The organism is Pyxidicoccus fallax, assembly GCF_012933655.1.
GTDB lineage: Bacteria > Myxococcota > Myxococcia > Myxococcales > Myxococcaceae > Myxococcus > Myxococcus fallax.
The window spans coordinates 26644-43909 of record NZ_JABBJJ010000065.1 but is presented as its reverse complement, the minus strand read 5'-3'; the positions used below and the strand labels follow the sequence as shown (position 1 = coordinate 43909).

Genomic DNA, 17266 nt, shown 5'->3' with positions numbered 1-17266 from the left:
GCCCCCGCCCCCGCCGGCAAGGCCGCCGAGCAGGCCGCCAACAAGGCGGGGGTCATCAAGCTGCCCATCGAGTCCATCCACCGCGACAAGGAGCAGCCGCGCCAGCACTTCGACGAGGAGAAGCTCAAGGAGCTCACCGAGTCCATCCGGGTGCAGGGCGTCCTCCAGCCCATCCTCGTCCGCAAGGACGGTGACGGCTACCGCATCATCGCCGGCGAGCGCCGCTGGCGCGCTTCCCAGGCCGCCGGCCTCAAGGAAGTGCCCGCCATCGTCAAGGATGTGACGGAGGTCCAGGCCTTCGAACTGGCGCTGGTGGAGAACCTCCAGCGCGCGGACCTCAACCCCATCGAAGAGGCCGAGGGCTACCGGCGCCTCGTCGAGGAGTTCAAGCTCACTCAGGAGCAGGTCAGCCAGCGCGTGGGCAAGGAGCGTTCCACGGTGGCCAACGCCCTCCGGCTGCTCGCGCTGCCCGAGGACGTGAAGGGCATGGTGGCGGACGGCTCGCTCAGCATGGGCCACGCGAGGGCCCTGTTGGGCGTCCCGCGCCTGCCCGAGCTGCAGAACCTGGCGAAGCAGGTCACGGAAAAGAAGCTCTCCGTGCGTGACACGGAGCGGCTCGTCCAGCAGAGTCGCTCTCACGGCAAGAAGGATGCGGGCAAGTCGGCGCCGAAGCAGAGCCCGCAGGTGAAGTCACTGGTGGAGGAGCTTCAACGTCGGCTGGGGACGAAAGTTCGGCTCACCGAACGAAGCCCCGGAAAGGGCACCATCGAGGTGGACTTCTTCTCCTACGATGACCTCGACCGGCTCTTGAAGCTTCTCAGGAAGGAGTAGGACGTGGCGCTCCTTGGCGGGAAAAAAGAAGAAGCACCCAGCAGCAGCAAGCCTCTGTTCAGGCGGGAGGAGGAATCCGTGTCGCAGCGCTCTGGTGAAGTCCACACGCTCCTGGGCAAGGGGAGCGAGTTCGAGGGCAAGCTCACCTTCGAGGGGCAGGTCCGCATCGACGGCAAGTTCAACGGGCAGATCATCACCAAGGACGTGCTCGTCATTGGTGACGGCGCTCGCGTGCAGGCCGAAATCCAGGCGGGCACCGTCATCATCAACGGGCAGGTCGAAGGCAACGTGAAGGCCACCCAGATCATCGAGCTGAAGACGCCCGGCCGCGTGAAGGGCAACCTCGAGACGCCGTCGCTGTCCATGGACCGCGGCGTCATCTTCGAGGGCTCGCTGAAGATGGAGAACCTGGGCGCCGGCGGCGGTACCCGGCCTCCTCCTCCCGGCGGCGACAAGAAGTAGTGCGCCTCGGGACGCACATCGCGCCGGCCACGGTGCTGGCGCTCGCCCTGCTGTCCGGATGCAAGGGCTGCAAGCAGGAGGACGCCCCTCCTGCGGTGGCCTCGGCGGACAGCGGGGAGCGCGCCTCGCCCCTGCGCTCGGGCGTGAAGGTGCCGCTGCCGGACGGTTGGTCCGCGCAGGTGGCGCCGGACGAGAGCTTCCAGGCGGGCCCGCCCGGCCGCCCGGTGCTGCGGGTGGACCTGCGGCGCGGGCAGGGCGAGCAGATGCCCACCGTGGATGCCCTGGCCGACCGCGTCCGCGAGGAGCTGAAGGGCTACGAGCTGTCGCTGGACCAGGAAGAGGAGGAGGCGAACAGCTACTCCCTCCTGCGCATCACCTTCGCGCCGAAGCTGGCGGATGGTGGCGTGGGCGTCCAGGCGCCCGGCTTCTTCGGCGCGCGGCGCGTGGGAAGCGACTTGTTCCTCTGCGCGACGCTGCCCGGCGCCTCGCCGGAGGACGTGCGGCTGGCCACCGAGGCCTGCCGCAACATCGAGGTCCAGGCCGCGCCGAAGTAGTCCGCGTGAGGCGTCCGGCGGCGGGGTTGCACTCGCCGGCCGGGCGCGCCGTGGCAACCTTCCGGTGAAGGAGGCGGCCATGGACTGGAAGGACAACCTCGTCGAGGACGATGCCGGCGTGCAGGAGGTGCTCGCGCGCGGACGGCGCATCGCGGTGCTGGGCATCCGCTCCGAGCGTGACGCGCACAAGCCCGCGTACGCGGTGCCCCATTATCTCCAGAAGCACGGCTACGACATCGTCCCGGTGTCGGTGCACGGGGAGCGCGAGCCCATCCTGGGGCAGCCCGTGTACTCGGCGGTGGCGGACGTGCCCGGCGCGGTGGACGTGGTGGACGTGTTCCGCAAACCCGAGGACATCGACGCGCACGTGGACGACCTGCTCGCGAAGAAGCCGAGGGCGGTGTGGTTCCAACTCGGCATCCGCAATGACGCCGCGGCCGAGCGGCTGGCCCGCGCCGGCATCCGCGTGGTGCAGGACCGGTGCATGAAGCTGGAGCTGATGAAGCTCGAACAGGAGCGGCAGGAGTCCGCCGGCTCGGGCGCTCCCGCCTGACGCGGTGGGTGCCCCGGGTTCCACGAGGAACCAGGCAGGCGAGGCGCCCTCGTGAACAACCGGCGTGCGTCGCGTGTCCAACCCGTTATGAACATCGTGACGGAGCGGATGCCCTGGAGGACAGGACCGTGGGTGCACTTCCGTGCACGCCGCGTCGCCATCGTCGCAACGGGGCTTCCGTAATTGGCCACGGTTTCCTAACCTTCATCTCCCCGGCCCGCGGTGGGCGCCCATACGGACCCATCAGGACCTCCCACGCAGTGCCTTGCCAGGAGTCCCCGCATGTCGTTCTCCGGAATGCTCCCCCTCCACTTCGCCACCGTGGACCTCGGACCTCTGGGGGAGCAGGTGATTGTCGCCGGTGGAGTCATCGCCACGGTGGTCGCGGGACTCTGGGCCGCGTGGACGCGCCCCCAGGCCCAGCCCGTCCCCGTCCGCGTGCCCTCGCGCCGCAACCCGCCGCGCCGCTGAGCGCCGTCGCACCCGGGTGAGGCCCCTCGCGCGGCCTCGCCCGTCACACCGTGCCCTCGCGCGGTGAGCCGCTTCCCACCCCCGCCCACCCACTCCGGTGGTGCGGTACGCACGAAGTCCTTCCGCGTGAGCCCTGCCGTGGAACGCGACGCGTGCTCCCGGGACCCGCAAAACCATCGGGCGTCGCGGTGGGGCTATCTCCATCCGCGCGCCCGATGAGTCCCCCCGCGGGGGTGTGTGGACCTTCCTCGCCCGAAGAGGGACGCGAGCAGGGCTGAGAAGACCCTGAGTCACTCCGCCGCGTTTCCCTGCTCCGAGGAGGGGCCATTCAGGTCCCCGGCCCTGTCGGACCTGAGCGCCGGCCACACCCGTCCGGCGTCACTTCATTCTCGCACCCCATCGCAACGGAGTTGCGTGGTGAACACAAGTATTTTCACGGCCCTCACCGTTTGAGGGCCAGGGACAGCGCGAAGTCGCCCGCGGCGTCCGTCCACCACTCCGTCAGCGTCAGCCCGGCCCCGGCGAGCTCGGCCTCCACCTGGGCCTGCCGGAACTTGCAGCTCACCTCGGTGCGCAGCACCTCGCCCTCGGCGAAGTCCACCCGGCGGCGCAGCGTGGACAGCCACACCGTCTGCGCCTGGCGGGACACCAGCCGCATTTCGATCCACGCGTTCTCCTCGTCGAAGGGCGCGAAGTGCTCGAAGGCGTCCGGGTCGAAGTCGCCGCCCAGCTCGCGGTTGAGCACGCGCAGCACGTTGCGGTTGAACTCGGCCGTGACGCCGGCGCTGTCGTTGTACGCGGCGTACAGCCGCTCGCGGTCCTTGATGAGGTCCGTGCCCAGGAGCAGCCCGTCCCCCGGCTGGAGCCCCGCGGACAGCTCGCGCAGGAAGAGCGCGCGCTGCGCCGGCTTGAAGTTGCCGATGGTGCCCCCGAGGAAGGCCACCAGCCGGCGCCCGCCGCCGGGCAGCTGGCCCAGGTGCCGCTCGAAGTCGCCCACCACCGCGTGCACGCTGATGCCCGGGTACTCGCGCGCCAGTGACGCCGCCGCGCGCCGGAGGAACGCCTCGCTCACGTCGAAGGGCACGAAGCGCGCCAGCGCCCCCGCCTCCTCCATGGCGTCCAGCAACAGGCGCGTCTTCTCGCTGGTGCCGCTGCCCAGCTCAATCAGCGTGTCCGCGCCGCTCAGCCGCGCGATGTCCCCCGCGTGGGCGAGCAGGATTTCGCGCTCGCGCCGCGTGGGGTAGTACTCCGGCAGCCGGGTGATGTCGTCGAAGAGCTGGCTGCCGCGCTCGTCATAGAGCCACTTGGGTGACAGCTCCTTGGGCGTGTTGCACAGCCCCTCGAGCGCCTCGGCCCGCAGCGCGCGCTTGGCGTCGCCGGGCTTCACGTACACGTCCACCCGCACGCTCGAGGCTCCCGGCGTGCCCGTTCCCAACACCTGCGCAGTCCTCACCCGCATCACCTCACCTCACGTCCCGTGCACAGCGGAACCCGGCGAAGATGTGTCGCCGGATGGGGAAGTCCCAGTTGCGGAAGCCATTGCGCACCGCCACCGGCGCGCTGGCCCACGCTCCTCCCCGAAGCACCTTGTAGTCCTCGCCGAAGAACACCTCGGAGTACTCGCGGTAGGGGAACGCGCGGAAGCCGGCGTACGGGCGGAAGTCGCTCGCCGTCCATTCCCACACGTCGCCCAACAGGCCCCACACGCCGTCGGCGCTCACGCCCGCCGGGTAGCTGCCCACCGGCGCCGGGCCCCACGTGCCACCGCCCAGGTTGGCGTGCGCCTCCGTCGGCGCCGCGTCGCCCCACGGGTGCTCGCGCGGTGTGCCGTCCGAGCCGCGCGCGGCCTTCTCCCACTCGGCCTCCGTGGGCAGCCGCTTGCCGGCCCAGCGCGCGTACGCGTCCGCCTCGTACCAGCACACGTGCTGCACCGGCTCGTCCTTCGGCAGCGGCTCCACCACGCCGAAGCGCCGCCGCAGCCAGACGTGGCCGCCCTGCGGCAGCCAGAACTGCGGGTGTCTCAACCCCTGCGCCTGGACGAAGTCCCAGCCCTTCGGGTGCCACCAGCGCGGGTCCTCATAGCCGCCGGACTCGACGAAGACGAGGTAGTCCCCATTCGTCACCGGGTGCGCGTCCAGGAGGAAGGGGCCGACCTCGGTGACGAAGGCGGGCCGCTCGTTGTCGTAGGCCCACGCGCCGTCGCTGCCCAGGCGCACCGGGCCGCCCGGGATGAACACCTCCGCCAGCGGCACCGCGCCGGGACGCGGCCGGGGGCGCGGCGAGGGCACGCGGTACTCCAGGGAGGTCATCAGCTGCAGCGTGGCGGCGAGCGTCTCCGCGTGCTGCTGCTCATGCTGCGCCACCATGCCGAAGACGTAGCCTCCCGCGAGCAGCGGCTCGGGCGAGTCCTCGGGCAGCGAGTCCAGGTGCTCGCGCACCGCTTCGCGTACGCGGGCGGCGTAGGCGAAGGCGGCCTCGGGCTTCAACAGCGACAGCTCCGAGCGCGTGGCGCGGGGATGCTGGAAGGCGTCGTAGATGGCGTCGAAGGCGGCGTCCGTGAAGGCCGGCGCGCCCAGCGCGCGCAGCAGCCACTGCTCCTCGTAGTTCGCCACGTGCGCCACGTCCCAGACGAGCGGCGACATGAGCGACGAGTGCTGCCGCAACAGCTCCGCCTCCGGCAGCCCCGCGAGCATGCCCAGCACGCGCGCGCGGGAGGTCTCCAGCTCGGCCCACGCTCGCGTCTTCCAGGCGCGCGGCTCACCGCCCTGCCGGGGCACTCCCTGCCCCTCTGCGATACGCGACATCACCCCTCCAACCTAGGGAGCCGCCCCTCGCGGAGGTAAGCCCGGGCCCACCTCCGCCCGAGACTCCCGTGTGGGACTGCACGTTGCTCCAACGCGGACGTGACCTGCTGGACGGCCAGAACCGCCTTCCGTTTCGAGACCCGGGACGTTTTCATCACGTGGTTGCAGCTCAAACGTAATAGTCCAGAACGGCCATTCCGCCCTCGCGCGCGAGGGCGAATTTCTGTCCAATAAAGCGGTCTCGGGAGGAGACGTGGGTCGCGGTGCGCGAGGCGGGGCTTCTATGCTTTCGCGCATGGGTACCGCTGCGCCGCAGAGGTCCGTGCTCGTCGTGGAGGATGACGAGGACATCCGGGCCGCCATCGCGGAAATCCTGGAGGGGGAGGGCTACGAGGTCGCCATCGCCGCGAACGGCAGCGAGGCGCTCGACGAGCTGGCGCACATGCGCCGGCCGTGCCTCATCCTGCTGGATTTGATGATGCCGGTGATGAACGGGCACGAGTTCCTCGCGCGCATGCGCGACACGCCGCGCATGCAGGGCGTGCCCGTGCTGGTGCTCACCGCCGTTTCCACGGAGGCGCCGCCGGGCGCGCGGGGCCTGTTGCGCAAGCCCTTCATCGTGGAGGAGCTGCTGGACGCGGTGTTCTCGCTCTGCGGCCCCTCGGCGTAGCGGGACTCAAGGCGCGTGCGACACGCGGACCAGCCCCAGCAGCGTGAGCGTGCGCGAGCGCTCGTCCCACGAGTACTCCAGCTCGAACCCGTGCTGGGGCACCGGGTGCCGGGCCCGCCCGCCCGTGGCCTCGGGCGCGCGCAGGTGGGCGTCCCCGAGCCGCTCCAGCACCCCTTGCAGCGCCGCGAAGGTCTCCGCGGGCATCCGCCCCACCTCGCGCCAGGCCTGGGGCGCATAGTGCACGCGGTGTGGACCCTGGCTGCGATGATGGAGCTGCGGCATACCCGGCTTCGTCGTTCCTTTCCGACGTCTGCCCATGCCAACGGCGTGCCGCCCGCGCCTCCTCGGCGTTTCAACGATATGCCCAGGTGCACGCCTACCCAGGGTGAAGGAGTTACAGATTCCTGCCTGGAGACCGGGAAGAAACGACAGTCCGGAAGCCCCCCGGCATGGTGCGCGGGCGCGAGGGGGCCCGGTCGCCCGGTGGCGTGAAGAGGGACGGCGCGTGCCCTCGAAGGTGTCCCGCGTGCCCTGGGTGGGACGCGCGGAGTGAGTGCCCGGGTGCTCGCCGGGGAGGCGGAGCCCCGAGCCTCCGCCGTGTACCGGCTGCCCGCCCGCGTCGCGCGTGGCCACGTTGACGCGTGGGCCGGAAGCGTGCGGCGGCCCCTGGCAAGGAGGCACGATGGCTCGGCGGAGGTACACCCCCTGGTCCGCCACGAACGGCCTGCTCTTCGGGTTGGCCGCGGGCGTGGTGCTGGCGCTGGCGGAAGTGGTGCTGGCCGTGGCGACGGGTGAAAGTCCCATGCGTCCGGTGCGCATGTCCGCGGGAGTGGCGCTGGGGCCTCCGGCCTTCACGCCGCAGGTGTCCTCGGCCACGGCGCTCCTGGTGGGGTTTGGCGTCCACTTCGCGCTGTCCGCCGTCGCCGGGCTCGTCTACTCGTTCCTGGACGCCATGCTGCCGCCGGACGGGCGGGGGCGCTGGGAGTTCCAATCGGCGGTGGGGATGCTGTACGGCATCGCCGTGTGGCTGGTGAGCTTCCAGTTCATCGGGCGCGGCTACTACCCGTGGTTCCTGGGCGTGCCGCAGTTCCCGCAGATTGTCCTGCACGCCGTCTTCCTGGGGCTGCCCCTGGCCGTGTTCTTCACCGCCGCCGAGCGCCGCCGCGCGCTGCTGGACGCGGGAGAGGCGGCGACGGCGGCGCGGGGCGTGGACAGCTGACAGGCGCGCGGGCTCACTCCGAGAAGGCGATGGTCGTCATGAGCGCGTTCTCCGCCTGGCGCGAGTCGAGGCGGGTGTGCTGCACGACGATGGGCTCGTCGGACACGAGCACGCTGGCGTAGTCGGTGTCGCGAGGCACGGGCTCCGGCTCTTGTAGGTCGTTGAAGCGCAGGTGGAGCGTGCGGCGCGCGGGCACGGTGACGCGGTAGGGCCCGGCGGGCTCGCGGTCCTTGAAGAAGAGGGTGAGCTCGACGTGGGCGTCGCGCTCGCCGGTGTTGAGGAGGCAGGCCGTCTCGTGGCTCGTCATCGCGGGGGCCGGGCCGGTGCTCTGGCTGGGAATGTAGCCCTCGGCGATGGCCCACCTGCGGCGTCCCATGGAATCCATGTGCGGTGCTCCGTTGCGCGAGGCGTGAAGTCGCGCACGAGCGTGCGCATGCCGAGCGCTCGCGCAAAGGGCCCGTGACACCGTTCGTGGGAAAGGCGACGCGCCCCGCGAGGGGCCGTGGCGCGCGTGACGGAGCACGGCGGGCCCTTGCCCGCGCGTGACGGAATCCAGGCGCGTGCGGGCCCCGGCGCGCAGGGGCGAGGTTGTTTGAAAAAACGCTGAAGGTATGGTGAAAGTACCCGACCTTGAGGGTTATCTATGGGCCTCCGAGGCGCCTGGAACGGGGCCCCTCCTTTCGTGGACTGACACACGCATGGACACAGAACTGGCGAGCATGCTGGGAGCCGCGTCGAGGGCCGCCCGGGTGCGAATGGGACTGACGCAGGCGGATGTCGCGGAGCGGATTGGCATGGCGTCGGAGGTGTACGGGCGTCTGGAGCGGGGCCACATGCTGCCCAGCGTGCAGAACCTGCGCCGGCTGTGCGTGGTGCTGAATGTGCCGCCGCACGAACTGCTCGGCCTGGGAGAGAACCTCGCGGCGCCGCCGCCCGCGAAGGACAAGGCGCCGGGCCCGGTGAAGGTGCGCGAGGACGACACGCCGGAGATGCGCCGGCTGATGCGCAACCTGCGCAAGCTGTCCCCCGTGCAGCTCAAGCTGATGAACCTGGTCGCCTCGGCCATGCAGCAGAAGAAGAAGTGAGGCCCCGCCGGGCTCCGGCGCCGTGAGGGCGCGGGGGCCCGGGCCGCGGTGACGGTGGCGCGATGCAGGGCGGCTCGGGAGGGCCCCATGCGCGTCACCACCGCTCGACGAGCACGTAGTGGTCGGTCCGCACCCAGACGGGCTTCTTCGGGGTGGACTCCTCGGAGTGGAGGACCTTGCGCCGCTTCAGGTTCCCCACCCGGGCACAGATGGAGATACGGCTCCCTGGGATGTCCCCCCTCCCTGGGATGGAGGCCTCGTGCCATTGGATTTCCGCCTCATCCCCGTCCACCCAGACCCAGCCATGCAGGAGGGTGTTGCTCGGGAAGGCGCGGTCATCGCGGGTGATGCTCGTGATGACGCCCGTCCTCAGGCCCCCCTCGAGGCTGTCGCCGTGGACGAAGTCCTGGAGGTAGTCGAGCTGGACAGTTCCCACCAGGGGCAGCTCGGCCGGTTCGCCATACTCCCGTAACGCGGTCTTCATGCTGCTCAGCGCCACGGGAGAGCAGGGCTGGTCCCTGCGCGGCTGCTCCGCCATGGGCGTGGCGTAGGGCGGGGGCGTGCTCGCGCAGTGCAGGCTGGTGGCGGCCGCGAGGCCCGCGAGGCAGGTCGGCAGCGAGCGCTTCCATTTGGGGGTTCCAGGAGTCATCGGGTTCATCACGGTCTCTTCCTCCAAAGCTTCACCCTCCATACCCGACGTCGGGATGGGGGGCTGCGCTTCGGTGACACCCTTCACCTGGAGGGACGCGATGGCGGGTGGAGGCGTGGCCCGGGCCTGGAGTGCTTCGTAGGGAGACAGCACGGCCAGCAGGCCGAGGAGCACCGCCGCGCCCAGCAGATGCCAGGAGGCGAGGCGGCGGGAACGGGGCGGAGAAGAGGCTGGAGAAGCCGACAGGTGCGAGGCGGGCGCGGGCCGTCGGGCCTGTGCCGAGGCTGGGGGCGCGAGCGGGCCGACATGGAGCGCACGTGACGAGATGTCCGAGGGAGTCCGCCGCGTGGAGGAGGCGGGCTCCTTCGTGGGCTCCGGGGAGAACAGGGGGACGTCCCACTCGGGATCCGCGGCACGGAGTGCGTCCTCGAAGGCGGAGTGCAACGCCTCGCCATGTGGAAACCGGTCCCTGGCCCGCTTCTGGAGCAGGCGCAGCACGATGGCTTCCAGCGGAGCGGGAATTCGCGGGTTCAGCGAAGAGGGAAGAGGTGGCAGGCGCTCCTCGATGTGCTCGACGAGTAGCTCCCGGGGCAGGCTGGGCGAGAAGGCCGGTACACCCGCCAGCACTTCGTAGAGGGTGACTCCCAGGGCGTACAGGTCGTCTGTCGCCCGGAAGGGATAGCGCGCGTCGGGCCGGGCGTGGTGCTCGCGGTGGAAGCGCAGTGCCTCCGGGGTGCGGTAGTGCGGTGTGCCGGGAGGAAGCGCGCTCTCGGTGAGCGGCGGCGCCTCGGCATGGTCCGCGCTGCCGAAGTCCACCAGGATGGGTTCCTCGTCCACGGCGCGCACGAGGATGTTGGAGGGCTTGAGGTCGCGGTGGAAGACATCGCGCGCATGGAGTTCGCCCAGGGTCCGGGCAAGCCTGGAGAAGAGGCGCGCCACCCTGCGCGCTGACGGGCGGGCCTGCTTCACCCAGTCCGCCAGGGTGGTGCCCTCCACGAAATCCATGACCACGTAGTGATGGCCGGTCCGCGCATCGGGCCACCGGCCGTGGGCCCAGACGCGGACCACGTTCGGGTGGGCGGCCTGGAGCAGACAGGCCAGCTCCTTCATGGAACGCGCGTCGGTGTGGTCGAGGTCTTCGCTGCCGGGGCTTCTCAGGGCGAACTTGAGGGCGTGGAGCCGCCCCTCGTGCTCCACCTGGAACACGATGCCGAAGGAGCCCGAGCCGAGCTGCGCCAGGATGCGCCAGGGGCCCACGGACATGCCGGGTTGGAGGGCCAGCGGGTGCGTCACCATCAATGTCGTTCCTCCGCGGGGCTCCGGAGAATGTGGACATCCCGCAGCTGCAGACCGCGTGGGCCCCTCTGCTCGTGGAGGTGGATCCGCAGCCGCTCGGACGGGAAGGACGGGCGTGCCCGGAACTCGACGACGAGCCGCCCCATGGCCCCGGGCTGGAGTACCTGCACATCCAGGTCCATCGAACGGATGGGAACTTCTTCCCCGGTCGCCTCGACGAATACCTCCACCCGGCCAGGGCGCCAGGAGAGATGCCCTTCCACGAGGAAGAGGGGAATTTCGAGGGCCAGGAGGTCGGCCCCCAGGAATGCCCGCGGACCGACCCGGTGGACCATCAGGGGACCGGCCTTCCCCGTGACCCGGTAGCTCAGCTCCCGCGCGACGATGCCGTCCCCCAGGTTGCGGGTGAAGAGGAGGTTGGCGAAGCGCCCCGAGTCCTCGCAGCGGGCCTGCATGGCGCCCAGGTGTTCCACGAGCGCCTCGGGCGCGAGCGCGGTGCGGAAGACGCGGACCTGGAGGTCCACCTCTCCGGGCCGCGCCATGAGGGCGAGCGTCACCCGGCTGGGAAAGTGGCCGTCGGCGAAGCGCAGCGTCAGGGGGATGCGCTCCTGGGACGCCAGTTCCAGGCGGGGCTGGAGGATGAGGGCGCGCTCGGTGATGTCGATGCGCTCGAACCGCTCTCGCGACGCACCGAGCTCCAGGCTGGCGGGCAGCACCGGCGAGTCGAACAGCAGCACGGTGGCGGTCCCCACGGCCACGTGCACGATGTGCGGGGTCGCCGGGGCCTCCGCGGAGAGGGTGATGTGCCGCTGACGCATCTGTCGCTCCAAGCTCGCGTCCCCGGCAGCCGCCGTCATACCTGCCAAGGTGGTAAGAGCGAGCATGACCCGGGAAAATGGTTGGGGCAAGAGCTGACTACCTCCTGGGTTGCTACCCTAGCAGGAGGGAACGACATGGAGCGCCCGGGGGAGGGGGGGCGTGTGGATGGGTGGCTGAAGGCGTGGATTCCGTGGGAGTCGGAGGCGCTTCCGGGTCCTCGCTGCCCGAAGGGGCTCCTCGCCGTCTCGCGGCTGTCATCCGAGCGACGAATGTGACTCGATGGCCGCGCCGCCGCCGGGTCGAGGCACGGCCGTAGGGGCATGGGCGCGTAGACTGCGCGGCCATGGTCGATGAGCTCGTGCGCGGGCTGGGGTTGGTGCCCCATCCCGAGGGTGGTTTCTACCGGGAGATGTACCGTGCGTCGTTGACGGTGGAGACGCCGCGAGGTCCGCGTTCCGCGGGCACGGCCATCTATTACCTGCTGCCCCGAGGGTCGTTCGCGGCGTGGCACCGGGTGACCTCGGACGAGGTGTGGCACTTCTACGACGGGCACCCGCTGGAGCTGCTCCTGGTCGGCGCGGATGGCCGGCTGGAGAGGGTGGTGATGGGCCGGGACGTGACGAAGGGCGAGCGGCCGCAGGTGGTGGTGCATGCGGGCGTGTTGCAGGCCGCGGTGCCTCAGGGGGAGTACACGCTGGTCGGCTGTACCGTGTCTCCGGGCTTCGACTTCTCGGACTGGGAGATGCCATCCGCGGAGTCGCTCGCCGCGATGTACCCCGAGCTGTCGGAGGTGATGCGGCAGCTCGCGAAGGGGAGCCCGTAGTCACGCGCGGCCGGGTTCGAAATTTGTGAGGGTGTTGTGCCCGCTGGGCGTGGCCTGGCCGCTGAGGTGCGGAGAGCGTGGAGGGTCATGCAAGCTGTCCGGGCATGAAGACCGCATTCCTGCTGCTGCGCCTGGCCCTGGTCTGCTGCTGTGTCCTGCCCACTTCGTGTGCCACTTCACCGGAGGGGCACCCGGGTGAGGGCGGCGCGCCGAGCGGTGTCCGGGCCACGCGGTTATCCCGAGAGCGTGTGCGGCTCGACTTCAGCCCACGAGCGCCCGTGCCCGCGCTGGAGGAGTTGAGCCCGGAAGAGGCTCGCGCGGTGCTCGCGGGCTTCCATCAGGCGCTCCGGCGGGCTCCACAGCCCCGTCTTCAGCGGGCACTTGCGATGGCGGGGGCTTCGGGAGCACCGGCTTCGTGGGAGCTTCAGCTCCGGCAGGAGTTCCTCGCGCGGTACGGCCCTTCACGGCTGCCGCTGCCCGACTCGGTGGAGCACAGCCGGGTGTTCCTCGCGCTGAGGCGGTCGACTCGCTACATGGGCCCGGGCATCCGGGACGCGGCGGAGGAGCTGTTCAGCTCGCCGGCGTTCCTGGCCAGCGTGGCGCTGTCGGTGACGGTGTATCTGGCGGCCTGGGCGTTGCCCGAGCCGGTCTTCTCCAAGGCCTTCGCCGCGGCGCTGACGGTGAGGCTGGCCATCGCCGTGGGCCTGCTGGAGCTGAGGAACCTGGGGCTGGCCTGCTACCAGCTCTATCAAGAGGCGGAGTCGGCGAGGACGGTGGACGAATTGGAAGCAGTGGCGGAGCGCTTCGGGCGCGCCATGGGAGGCACGGCGCTGCGGACGCTGGTGCTGGTGGCCAGCTTCGGCGTGGGCAGGACACTGCCCAAGGTGCCCGAGGGCGGGCTCTGGTCGCTGCTCACGCCGTCCCGGTACGCGATGCCGGGAGGGCTGACGTGGCAGAGCGCGACGTCGGTGCAGATGGTGGCGGACGGCGCGCTGGTGGTCAGTGGGGTGGCGGTGGGCACCGCGACCAGCTCCGCATCAGGCGGGGCGGGCAGTGCGTGCGCCGATGGCTCGGTGAAGAAGGACGGGTACCAGTGGCATCACCTGGCCACGAACAAGAACGACATCTCTCCGGCACATGGAGGCCCCTGGACGCCGCTGTTCCAGCGGTTCTTCGCGCGGGCGGGAATGAGCCTCGATGACTCGGCGAATCTCGTCTATCTCAAAGGCCATCAAGGGCCTCATCCCGAGGACTACCACGTGAACGTCTATGAGCGGCTCGAGGCCGTGTTCACGCGATGCAACGGTCGGGAACAGTGTCGAACCATGCTGACGCAAGAATTGAAGAAGCTCGCCGACGAGGTTTGCACCCCAGGCTCAGCACTGAATCGATTGGCAACCAGGACGTAGTCCTTCGCAGAGCGTGAGGCATGAGTCGATACTTCAAGCTGATGGACGACAGGCGCACCCGTGGCCGCTGGCAGCTCGGAGCGCCCCTGGATGCACGTGGCGAGGAGATTGACCCCTGGCAGTTCAAGGAGGGGCGGAGACTGGAGCTGGGCTGCGTGCCGCGCTTCACGCTCGATGTTCCCGGGCGTCCGCTGGAATACAGCTGGGCCGCCTTCAGCATCCCCGTCATCCACGAGCGTGGCGTCCAGGTCTTCGAGCGATTGGGCATCCAGGAAGTGCAGTTCATTCCCGTCACGGTGGACGGGCACGAAGGGCCCTACTTCATTCTCAACACACTGAAGATCATCCGCTGCATCGACGATGCCCGCTGCGCGGAGGTGGCCTTCTTCACGCCGGAGGACGGGCAACCTCCGGAGAAGGTGGGCTGGTATCGGAACGTCCGTGGCATGCGCATCGACCCCACGAAGGTCGGCGACGCCCGCATCTTCCGTCCGTGGGGTTGGACGGTGGCCCTCGTCGTCTCCGAGGACCTCAAGGCCGCCCTGGAGGACGCCGGCATCACCGGCACGAAGTTCGAGGAGGCGTAGCCCTCGCGCCTCGCGCTACGGCCGGTTCCTCGTGGAGAAGGGGAACGTCCGGATGACGAAGTTCCCCGCCCAATCCTCCAGCCACACCTCCACCGTGTGCGCGCCGTCCACCAGCTCGCGAGTGTCGAGCTCGGCCGTCCACGTGCCGTCCGCCTGGAGCGTGGCGCCCCGGATGCCCGAGCCATCCCGCGTGTACGCGACACTGCGCACCCCGCTCAGCGTGTCCGTCGCCCGCGCCGTGAGCACGATGGGCCCGCTGTACGTCCCACCGGGCACGGGCACCAGCAACTCCGCCTCTGGCGCCGAGTTGTCGTAGCGCACCGTGCGCGTCAGCGACGTCCGCAGTCCCGTCTCGCTCTTCACGTCAATCGTGAACGTGTTGGTCCCCGGCACCAGGTTCAGCCGCGCCTGCACGCCGCCGCCTCCGCGCGGCAGCGCGTACGTCCCACCCGTGGACAGCGTCACCTGCGTCGAGGACGCGCAGTACACGCCGATGTCGTAGGACATCACGTCCCCCTGCTGTGGCCCCACGAGCCATCCATCCGGAAGGCCCGTCCCCACCCAGGGCGCCTGCGCATCCACCCACACCCGCACCACGCGCTCCGTGACGTGGCCCACCGAGTCCGTCGCTCGAATCAGCAGGGCGTTCTCCCCGGCGCCCAGCCCCACCGTGTGCGTCACGTTGCCGCCGCCCGCGGGCACCTGGCTGACGTTCACCCAGTTCGTCTCCACGCGCACGGGCGACCAGTCGCGCACCGTCATCCGCACGTCCACGCTGTACGCGCTCAGCGCGGCGTCCGGCGTGGGCGACAGCAGGATGATTTCCGGCGCGGTGCTGTCCACCATCACCGTCGCCTCCTCGCTGTCGATTTCGCCGAACGTGTCCGTGGCCGCCAGCCGGATGACATTCGGCCCATCCCTCAACGGCAGGTCCACGGCCACCAGGCCGCCGCTCGCATCCGGCACCACGGGGTAGCTCTGCCCGTGGAGGATGAATGCCGCGGACTCGATGCTCGCGCCCTGCGCCAGCGGCGTGACGTAGCCGCACACGTGCAGCGCCGACCGGTCGGTGAAGCCCGGCAGTCCGCACAGCGTCACCGAGGGCCGGGGGTACGGCGACGGGTGGACCTCCACCGCGTGCGACGCCGTGCTGCCGAGCCGGTTCTCCCGCTCGGGCAGGAGCGTCACCCCTGAGTACACCGCGCGCAAATCCTGGGTCCCCAACTCATCCCACGTCGAGGTCCGCGGCCTCCAGACGAACGAGTACACGCCGTCCCCATCCGCGTCGTTGTCCGCGCCCACCGTGACGCCCGCCACCATGAAGGTCACCACGCCCATGCCCGGGCCTCGCGCCTGCCAGCCCCGGCCGTCCACCACGCGCGCGGACAGCGTGTTGTTCAGCGCCACGGTGATTTCGCCGTCCTCGGGGGCCAGCAGCGTGGTGGTCGTCGCCAGGCCCTCGGTGGGCGGCGGAGGCGTGGTGTACGTGGTGACGCGCGCGGAGCCCTTCACGCTCGTCGCGCCTTCCGACGCCGCCACCACCATGACATCCGACGCCAGCGAGGGAGCCAGCCCCGGCGGCGCGGTGACGGTGAGGATGACGGTGGCGGACGCGTCCGGCCCGAGCGCCAGCGTCGTCCGGTCCAGCGACGTCGTCCACCCGGGCAGTCCGCCCTGGATGCTCAGCGTGTAGCTGTCCGCCTTGTAGCCGTTGTTGCGCACCGTGAACGCGTACGAGGCGGTCTGCCCGCTCGGAAGGTCGTGCTCCAGGGGCCTGCGCACCGGCCCCTGCACGGAGACGCCGACGCTGTGGTCCCCGAAGCACGCCAGCCCGAGCGCGGCGAAGGTGGTGGGGATGTCCGGGTAGCGCGTGCCCGCGCCCCAGCTCCCATTGGGGGCCTGGCGCGACTTGAGCCACTCGAGCGCTCCGGACATGCGCCCGTCCGCCCCCGGCTTCCGTCCCGCGACGCACAGCGCGTAGAGGGTGAGGCTCGTGGCGTATTCGTCCGGAGCCTCGTTGGCGAGCGTCCCCCAGCCGGACGCGTTGGCCAGCGTGGGCGTGGCCAGCAGCCGCGAGGCCAGGGTGTTGATGGCGGCGGTGTTCTCGTTCGAGGCGCCCGCGCCCGCGGCCTTCAGGGCCACAATGGCCCACGCCGTCTGGTGCGTGTAGCGCTGGCCGTCCGTCAGGGCTCCGTCGGTGGTGTTGTTCATGTTGGCGCGCACGTACGCCGCCGCCTTGTCCAGCGCGGCCTGGTACTGCGCGGCCTTCGCCGGGTCCACGCGCTGCTTCGCCTGGGAGATGGCCGTCATGAACCGCGCGGTGGAGCCGACGTGGCCATAGCCCACCGGGTAGAAGGCCATGTCCTCCTTCCAGCGGCCCTGGGCGTCCTGCGTGCGCACCGCCCAGTCCGCGGCGCGCACCAGCGCGTCCGTGTACTGCGTGCCCACGTTCGCGTCGTAGCCCGCGAGCCCGAAGGCGGAGTAGCTCGACTTCGACAGGGGATACCAGTTGCCCTGGTGAATCCAGGAGCCGTCCGCGCGCTGCTCGGACTGGAGGCGCTCGAGGATGAACTCCAGGTTCTGCCGGTTGGTGCGCCCGTTGTACGTCGGCGCGTCCAGGTCGTAGCCGTTGGCGCGCGCCGTGGCGAGGCCGAACATCGCCGCGCCGTGCCGGTGACACGACGTGCAGCCGAAGCGCACCGTCCAGTTCGCCGCATCCGCGCTGAGGAAGTTGATGGCGCGCTGCGCGGCCTCCGCGTTGGTGGCCGCGCGCGCCGCGGGTGCGAGCAGCCACACCAGCATCGCGGAGATGACGAACCAGCCCCGTGATGTCAGGGCGCGATACATGAATGGTTTAGCGGCGCGATTGAGCATGGGGGCACGGGGGGCATTGCCGTCTCGTGCGCGCCCCCCGCGCTCATGGGACGGACTGCCTGTCTGAGAGGATACCGCTATCGCTGTGGGCGCAAGAAACCGCCCCCAATGAAATACGCACGCCTGCTGGGCTGCGCACCTGTCACTCAGGCGAGCGACA

Annotated in this window: 18 protein-coding genes; 11 read left to right on the top strand and 7 right to left on the bottom strand. The window is 70.4% G+C overall.

The window, feature by feature from the left end; all coding sequences use genetic code 11:
• The 5 genes from HG543_RS16210 to HG543_RS16190 all read left to right on the top strand — a co-directional run.
• Window positions 1-831: ParB/RepB/Spo0J family partition protein (locus HG543_RS16210; RefSeq protein ID WP_169345674.1), on the top strand; the 831-nt coding region annotated here is incomplete at its 5' end.
• 3 nt (window positions 832-834) lie between these two features.
• Entirely contained in the window at window positions 835-1293 is a 459-nt protein-coding gene (bacM, locus tag HG543_RS16205) for a bactofilin BacM (protein ID WP_169345673.1), read from the top strand.
• Window positions 1293-1847 carry a hypothetical protein gene (locus tag HG543_RS16200; protein ID WP_169345672.1) on the top strand — a complete coding sequence of 185 codons (555 nt, stop codon included), beginning with the start codon at window positions 1293-1295 and terminating at the stop codon, window positions 1845-1847. Before bacM ends, HG543_RS16200 begins: the two co-directional genes overlap by 1 nt.
• Before the next feature lie 79 nt (window positions 1848-1926).
• Window positions 1927-2400 carry a CoA-binding protein gene (locus HG543_RS16195; RefSeq protein ID WP_169345671.1) on the top strand — a complete coding sequence of 158 codons (474 nt, stop codon included), beginning with the start codon at window positions 1927-1929 and terminating at the stop codon, window positions 2398-2400.
• A gap of 282 nt (window positions 2401-2682) precedes the next feature.
• Entirely contained in the window at window positions 2683-2871 is a 189-nt protein-coding gene (locus tag HG543_RS16190; protein ID WP_169345670.1) for a hypothetical protein, read from the top strand.
• 442 nt (window positions 2872-3313) lie between these two features.
• Here HG543_RS16190 and egtD read toward each other — a convergent pair whose 3' ends face one another.
• Both egtD and egtB read right to left on the bottom strand, forming a co-directional pair.
• Complete coding sequence (gene egtD / locus HG543_RS16185; protein ID WP_169345669.1) at window positions 3314-4330, bottom strand: L-histidine N(alpha)-methyltransferase; 1017 nt, start codon at window positions 4328-4330, stop codon at window positions 3314-3316.
• A gap of 4 nt (window positions 4331-4334) precedes the next feature.
• Complete coding sequence (gene egtB / locus HG543_RS16180; protein ID WP_171817832.1) at window positions 4335-5675, bottom strand: ergothioneine biosynthesis protein EgtB; 1341 nt, start codon at window positions 5673-5675, stop codon at window positions 4335-4337.
• A 322-nt stretch (window positions 5676-5997) separates the two neighbouring features.
• Between egtB and HG543_RS16175 the strand changes: the two genes are divergently transcribed.
• Complete coding sequence (locus HG543_RS16175) at window positions 5998-6345, top strand: response regulator (protein ID WP_343073374.1); 348 nt, start codon at window positions 5998-6000, stop codon at window positions 6343-6345.
• 6 nt (window positions 6346-6351) lie between these two features.
• Here HG543_RS16175 and HG543_RS16170 read toward each other — a convergent pair whose 3' ends face one another.
• The gene (locus tag HG543_RS16170; protein WP_246357065.1) at window positions 6352-6627 is read right to left on the bottom strand and encodes a hypothetical protein; all 276 of its coding nucleotides are present in this window, start codon (window positions 6625-6627) and stop codon (window positions 6352-6354) included.
• A 400-nt stretch (window positions 6628-7027) separates the two neighbouring features.
• Between HG543_RS16170 and HG543_RS16165 the strand changes: the two genes are divergently transcribed.
• Window positions 7028-7564: a hypothetical protein gene (locus tag HG543_RS16165; protein WP_169345666.1), complete on the top strand. Its 537-nt coding sequence runs from the start codon at window positions 7028-7030 to the stop codon at window positions 7562-7564.
• A gap of 13 nt (window positions 7565-7577) precedes the next feature.
• On the opposite strand, the gene HG543_RS16160 is transcribed toward HG543_RS16165, so the two are convergent.
• Entirely contained in the window at window positions 7578-7949 is a 372-nt protein-coding gene (locus tag HG543_RS16160) for a sensory rhodopsin transducer (protein WP_169345665.1), read from the bottom strand.
• A gap of 313 nt (window positions 7950-8262) precedes the next feature.
• Here HG543_RS16160 and HG543_RS16155 point away from each other — a divergent pair, with 313 nt between their 5' ends.
• Window positions 8263-8649: a helix-turn-helix domain-containing protein gene (locus tag HG543_RS16155; RefSeq protein WP_169345664.1), complete on the top strand. Its 387-nt coding sequence runs from the start codon at window positions 8263-8265 to the stop codon at window positions 8647-8649.
• A gap of 94 nt (window positions 8650-8743) precedes the next feature.
• Here the strand turns inward: HG543_RS16155 and HG543_RS16150 are convergent, their stop codons facing one another.
• Together HG543_RS16150 and HG543_RS16145 are read right to left on the bottom strand one after the other, a co-directional pair.
• Window positions 8744-10594, bottom strand: coding sequence for a serine/threonine protein kinase (locus HG543_RS16150; protein ID WP_169345663.1), 1851 nt, complete (start codon window positions 10592-10594; stop codon window positions 8744-8746).
• On the bottom strand, window positions 10594-11478 hold the full coding sequence (locus tag HG543_RS16145) for a DUF2381 family protein (protein WP_281404412.1): 885 nt from the start codon (window positions 11476-11478) through the stop codon (window positions 10594-10596). The genes HG543_RS16150 and HG543_RS16145 overlap by 1 nt, the downstream gene beginning before the upstream one ends.
• A gap of 278 nt (window positions 11479-11756) precedes the next feature.
• On the opposite strand from HG543_RS16145, the gene HG543_RS16140 reads away from it, so the two are divergent.
• The 3 genes from HG543_RS16140 to HG543_RS16130 all read left to right on the top strand — a co-directional run bounded on the left by HG543_RS16140 (window position 11757) and on the right by HG543_RS16130 (window position 14232).
• Window positions 11757-12236 carry a cupin domain-containing protein gene (locus HG543_RS16140; RefSeq protein ID WP_169345661.1) on the top strand — a complete coding sequence of 160 codons (480 nt, stop codon included), beginning with the start codon at window positions 11757-11759 and terminating at the stop codon, window positions 12234-12236.
• Between the two features lie 104 nt (window positions 12237-12340).
• A complete protein-coding gene (locus tag HG543_RS16135; protein WP_169345660.1) occupies window positions 12341-13645 on the top strand; it encodes an AHH domain-containing protein in 1305 nt (434 codons plus the stop codon).
• Between the two features lie 20 nt (window positions 13646-13665).
• On the top strand, window positions 13666-14232 hold the full coding sequence (locus tag HG543_RS16130; RefSeq protein ID WP_169345659.1) for an imm11 family protein: 567 nt from the start codon (window positions 13666-13668) through the stop codon (window positions 14230-14232).
• A 15-nt stretch (window positions 14233-14247) separates the two neighbouring features.
• On the opposite strand, the gene HG543_RS16125 is transcribed toward HG543_RS16130, so the two are convergent.
• Window positions 14248-17079 carry an Ig-like domain-containing protein gene (locus HG543_RS16125; protein ID WP_246357064.1) on the bottom strand — a complete coding sequence of 944 codons (2832 nt, stop codon included), beginning with the start codon at window positions 17077-17079 and terminating at the stop codon, window positions 14248-14250.
• Between the last annotated feature and the right edge of the window lie 187 nt (window positions 17080-17266).

Bases quoted from the DNA above. Each gene is read 5' to 3' on its own strand.
- HG543_RS16195 (WP_169345671.1), top strand. From the start codon at position 1,927: ATGGACTGGAAGGACAACCTCGTCGAGGACGATGCCGGCGTGCAGGAG.
- HG543_RS16190 (WP_169345670.1), top strand. From the start codon at position 2,683: ATGTCGTTCTCCGGAATGCTCCCCCTCCACTTCGCCACCGTGGACCTC.
- egtD (WP_169345669.1), bottom strand. From the start codon at position 4,330: ATGCGGGTGAGGACTGCGCAGGTGTTGGGAACGGGCACGCCGGGAGCC.
- egtB (WP_171817832.1), bottom strand. From the start codon at position 5,675: ATGTCGCGTATCGCAGAGGGGCAGGGAGTGCCCCGGCAGGGCGGTGAG.
- HG543_RS16170 (WP_246357065.1), bottom strand. From the start codon at position 6,627: ATGCCGCAGCTCCATCATCGCAGCCAGGGTCCACACCGCGTGCACTAT.
- HG543_RS16165 (WP_169345666.1), top strand. From the start codon at position 7,028: ATGGCTCGGCGGAGGTACACCCCCTGGTCCGCCACGAACGGCCTGCTC.
- HG543_RS16160 (WP_169345665.1), bottom strand. From the start codon at position 7,949: ATGGATTCCATGGGACGCCGCAGGTGGGCCATCGCCGAGGGCTACATT.
- HG543_RS16155 (WP_169345664.1), top strand. From the start codon at position 8,263: ATGGACACAGAACTGGCGAGCATGCTGGGAGCCGCGTCGAGGGCCGCC.
- HG543_RS16150 (WP_169345663.1), bottom strand. From the start codon at position 10,594: ATGGTGACGCACCCGCTGGCCCTCCAACCCGGCATGTCCGTGGGCCCC.
- HG543_RS16145 (WP_281404412.1), bottom strand. From the start codon at position 11,478: ATGCTCGCTCTTACCACCTTGGCAGGTATGACGGCGGCTGCCGGGGAC.
- HG543_RS16140 (WP_169345661.1), top strand. From the start codon at position 11,757: ATGGTCGATGAGCTCGTGCGCGGGCTGGGGTTGGTGCCCCATCCCGAG.
- HG543_RS16135 (WP_169345660.1), top strand. From the start codon at position 12,341: ATGAAGACCGCATTCCTGCTGCTGCGCCTGGCCCTGGTCTGCTGCTGT.
- HG543_RS16130 (WP_169345659.1), top strand. From the start codon at position 13,666: ATGAGTCGATACTTCAAGCTGATGGACGACAGGCGCACCCGTGGCCGC.
- HG543_RS16125 (WP_246357064.1), bottom strand. From the start codon at position 17,079: ATGTATCGCGCCCTGACATCACGGGGCTGGTTCGTCATCTCCGCGATG.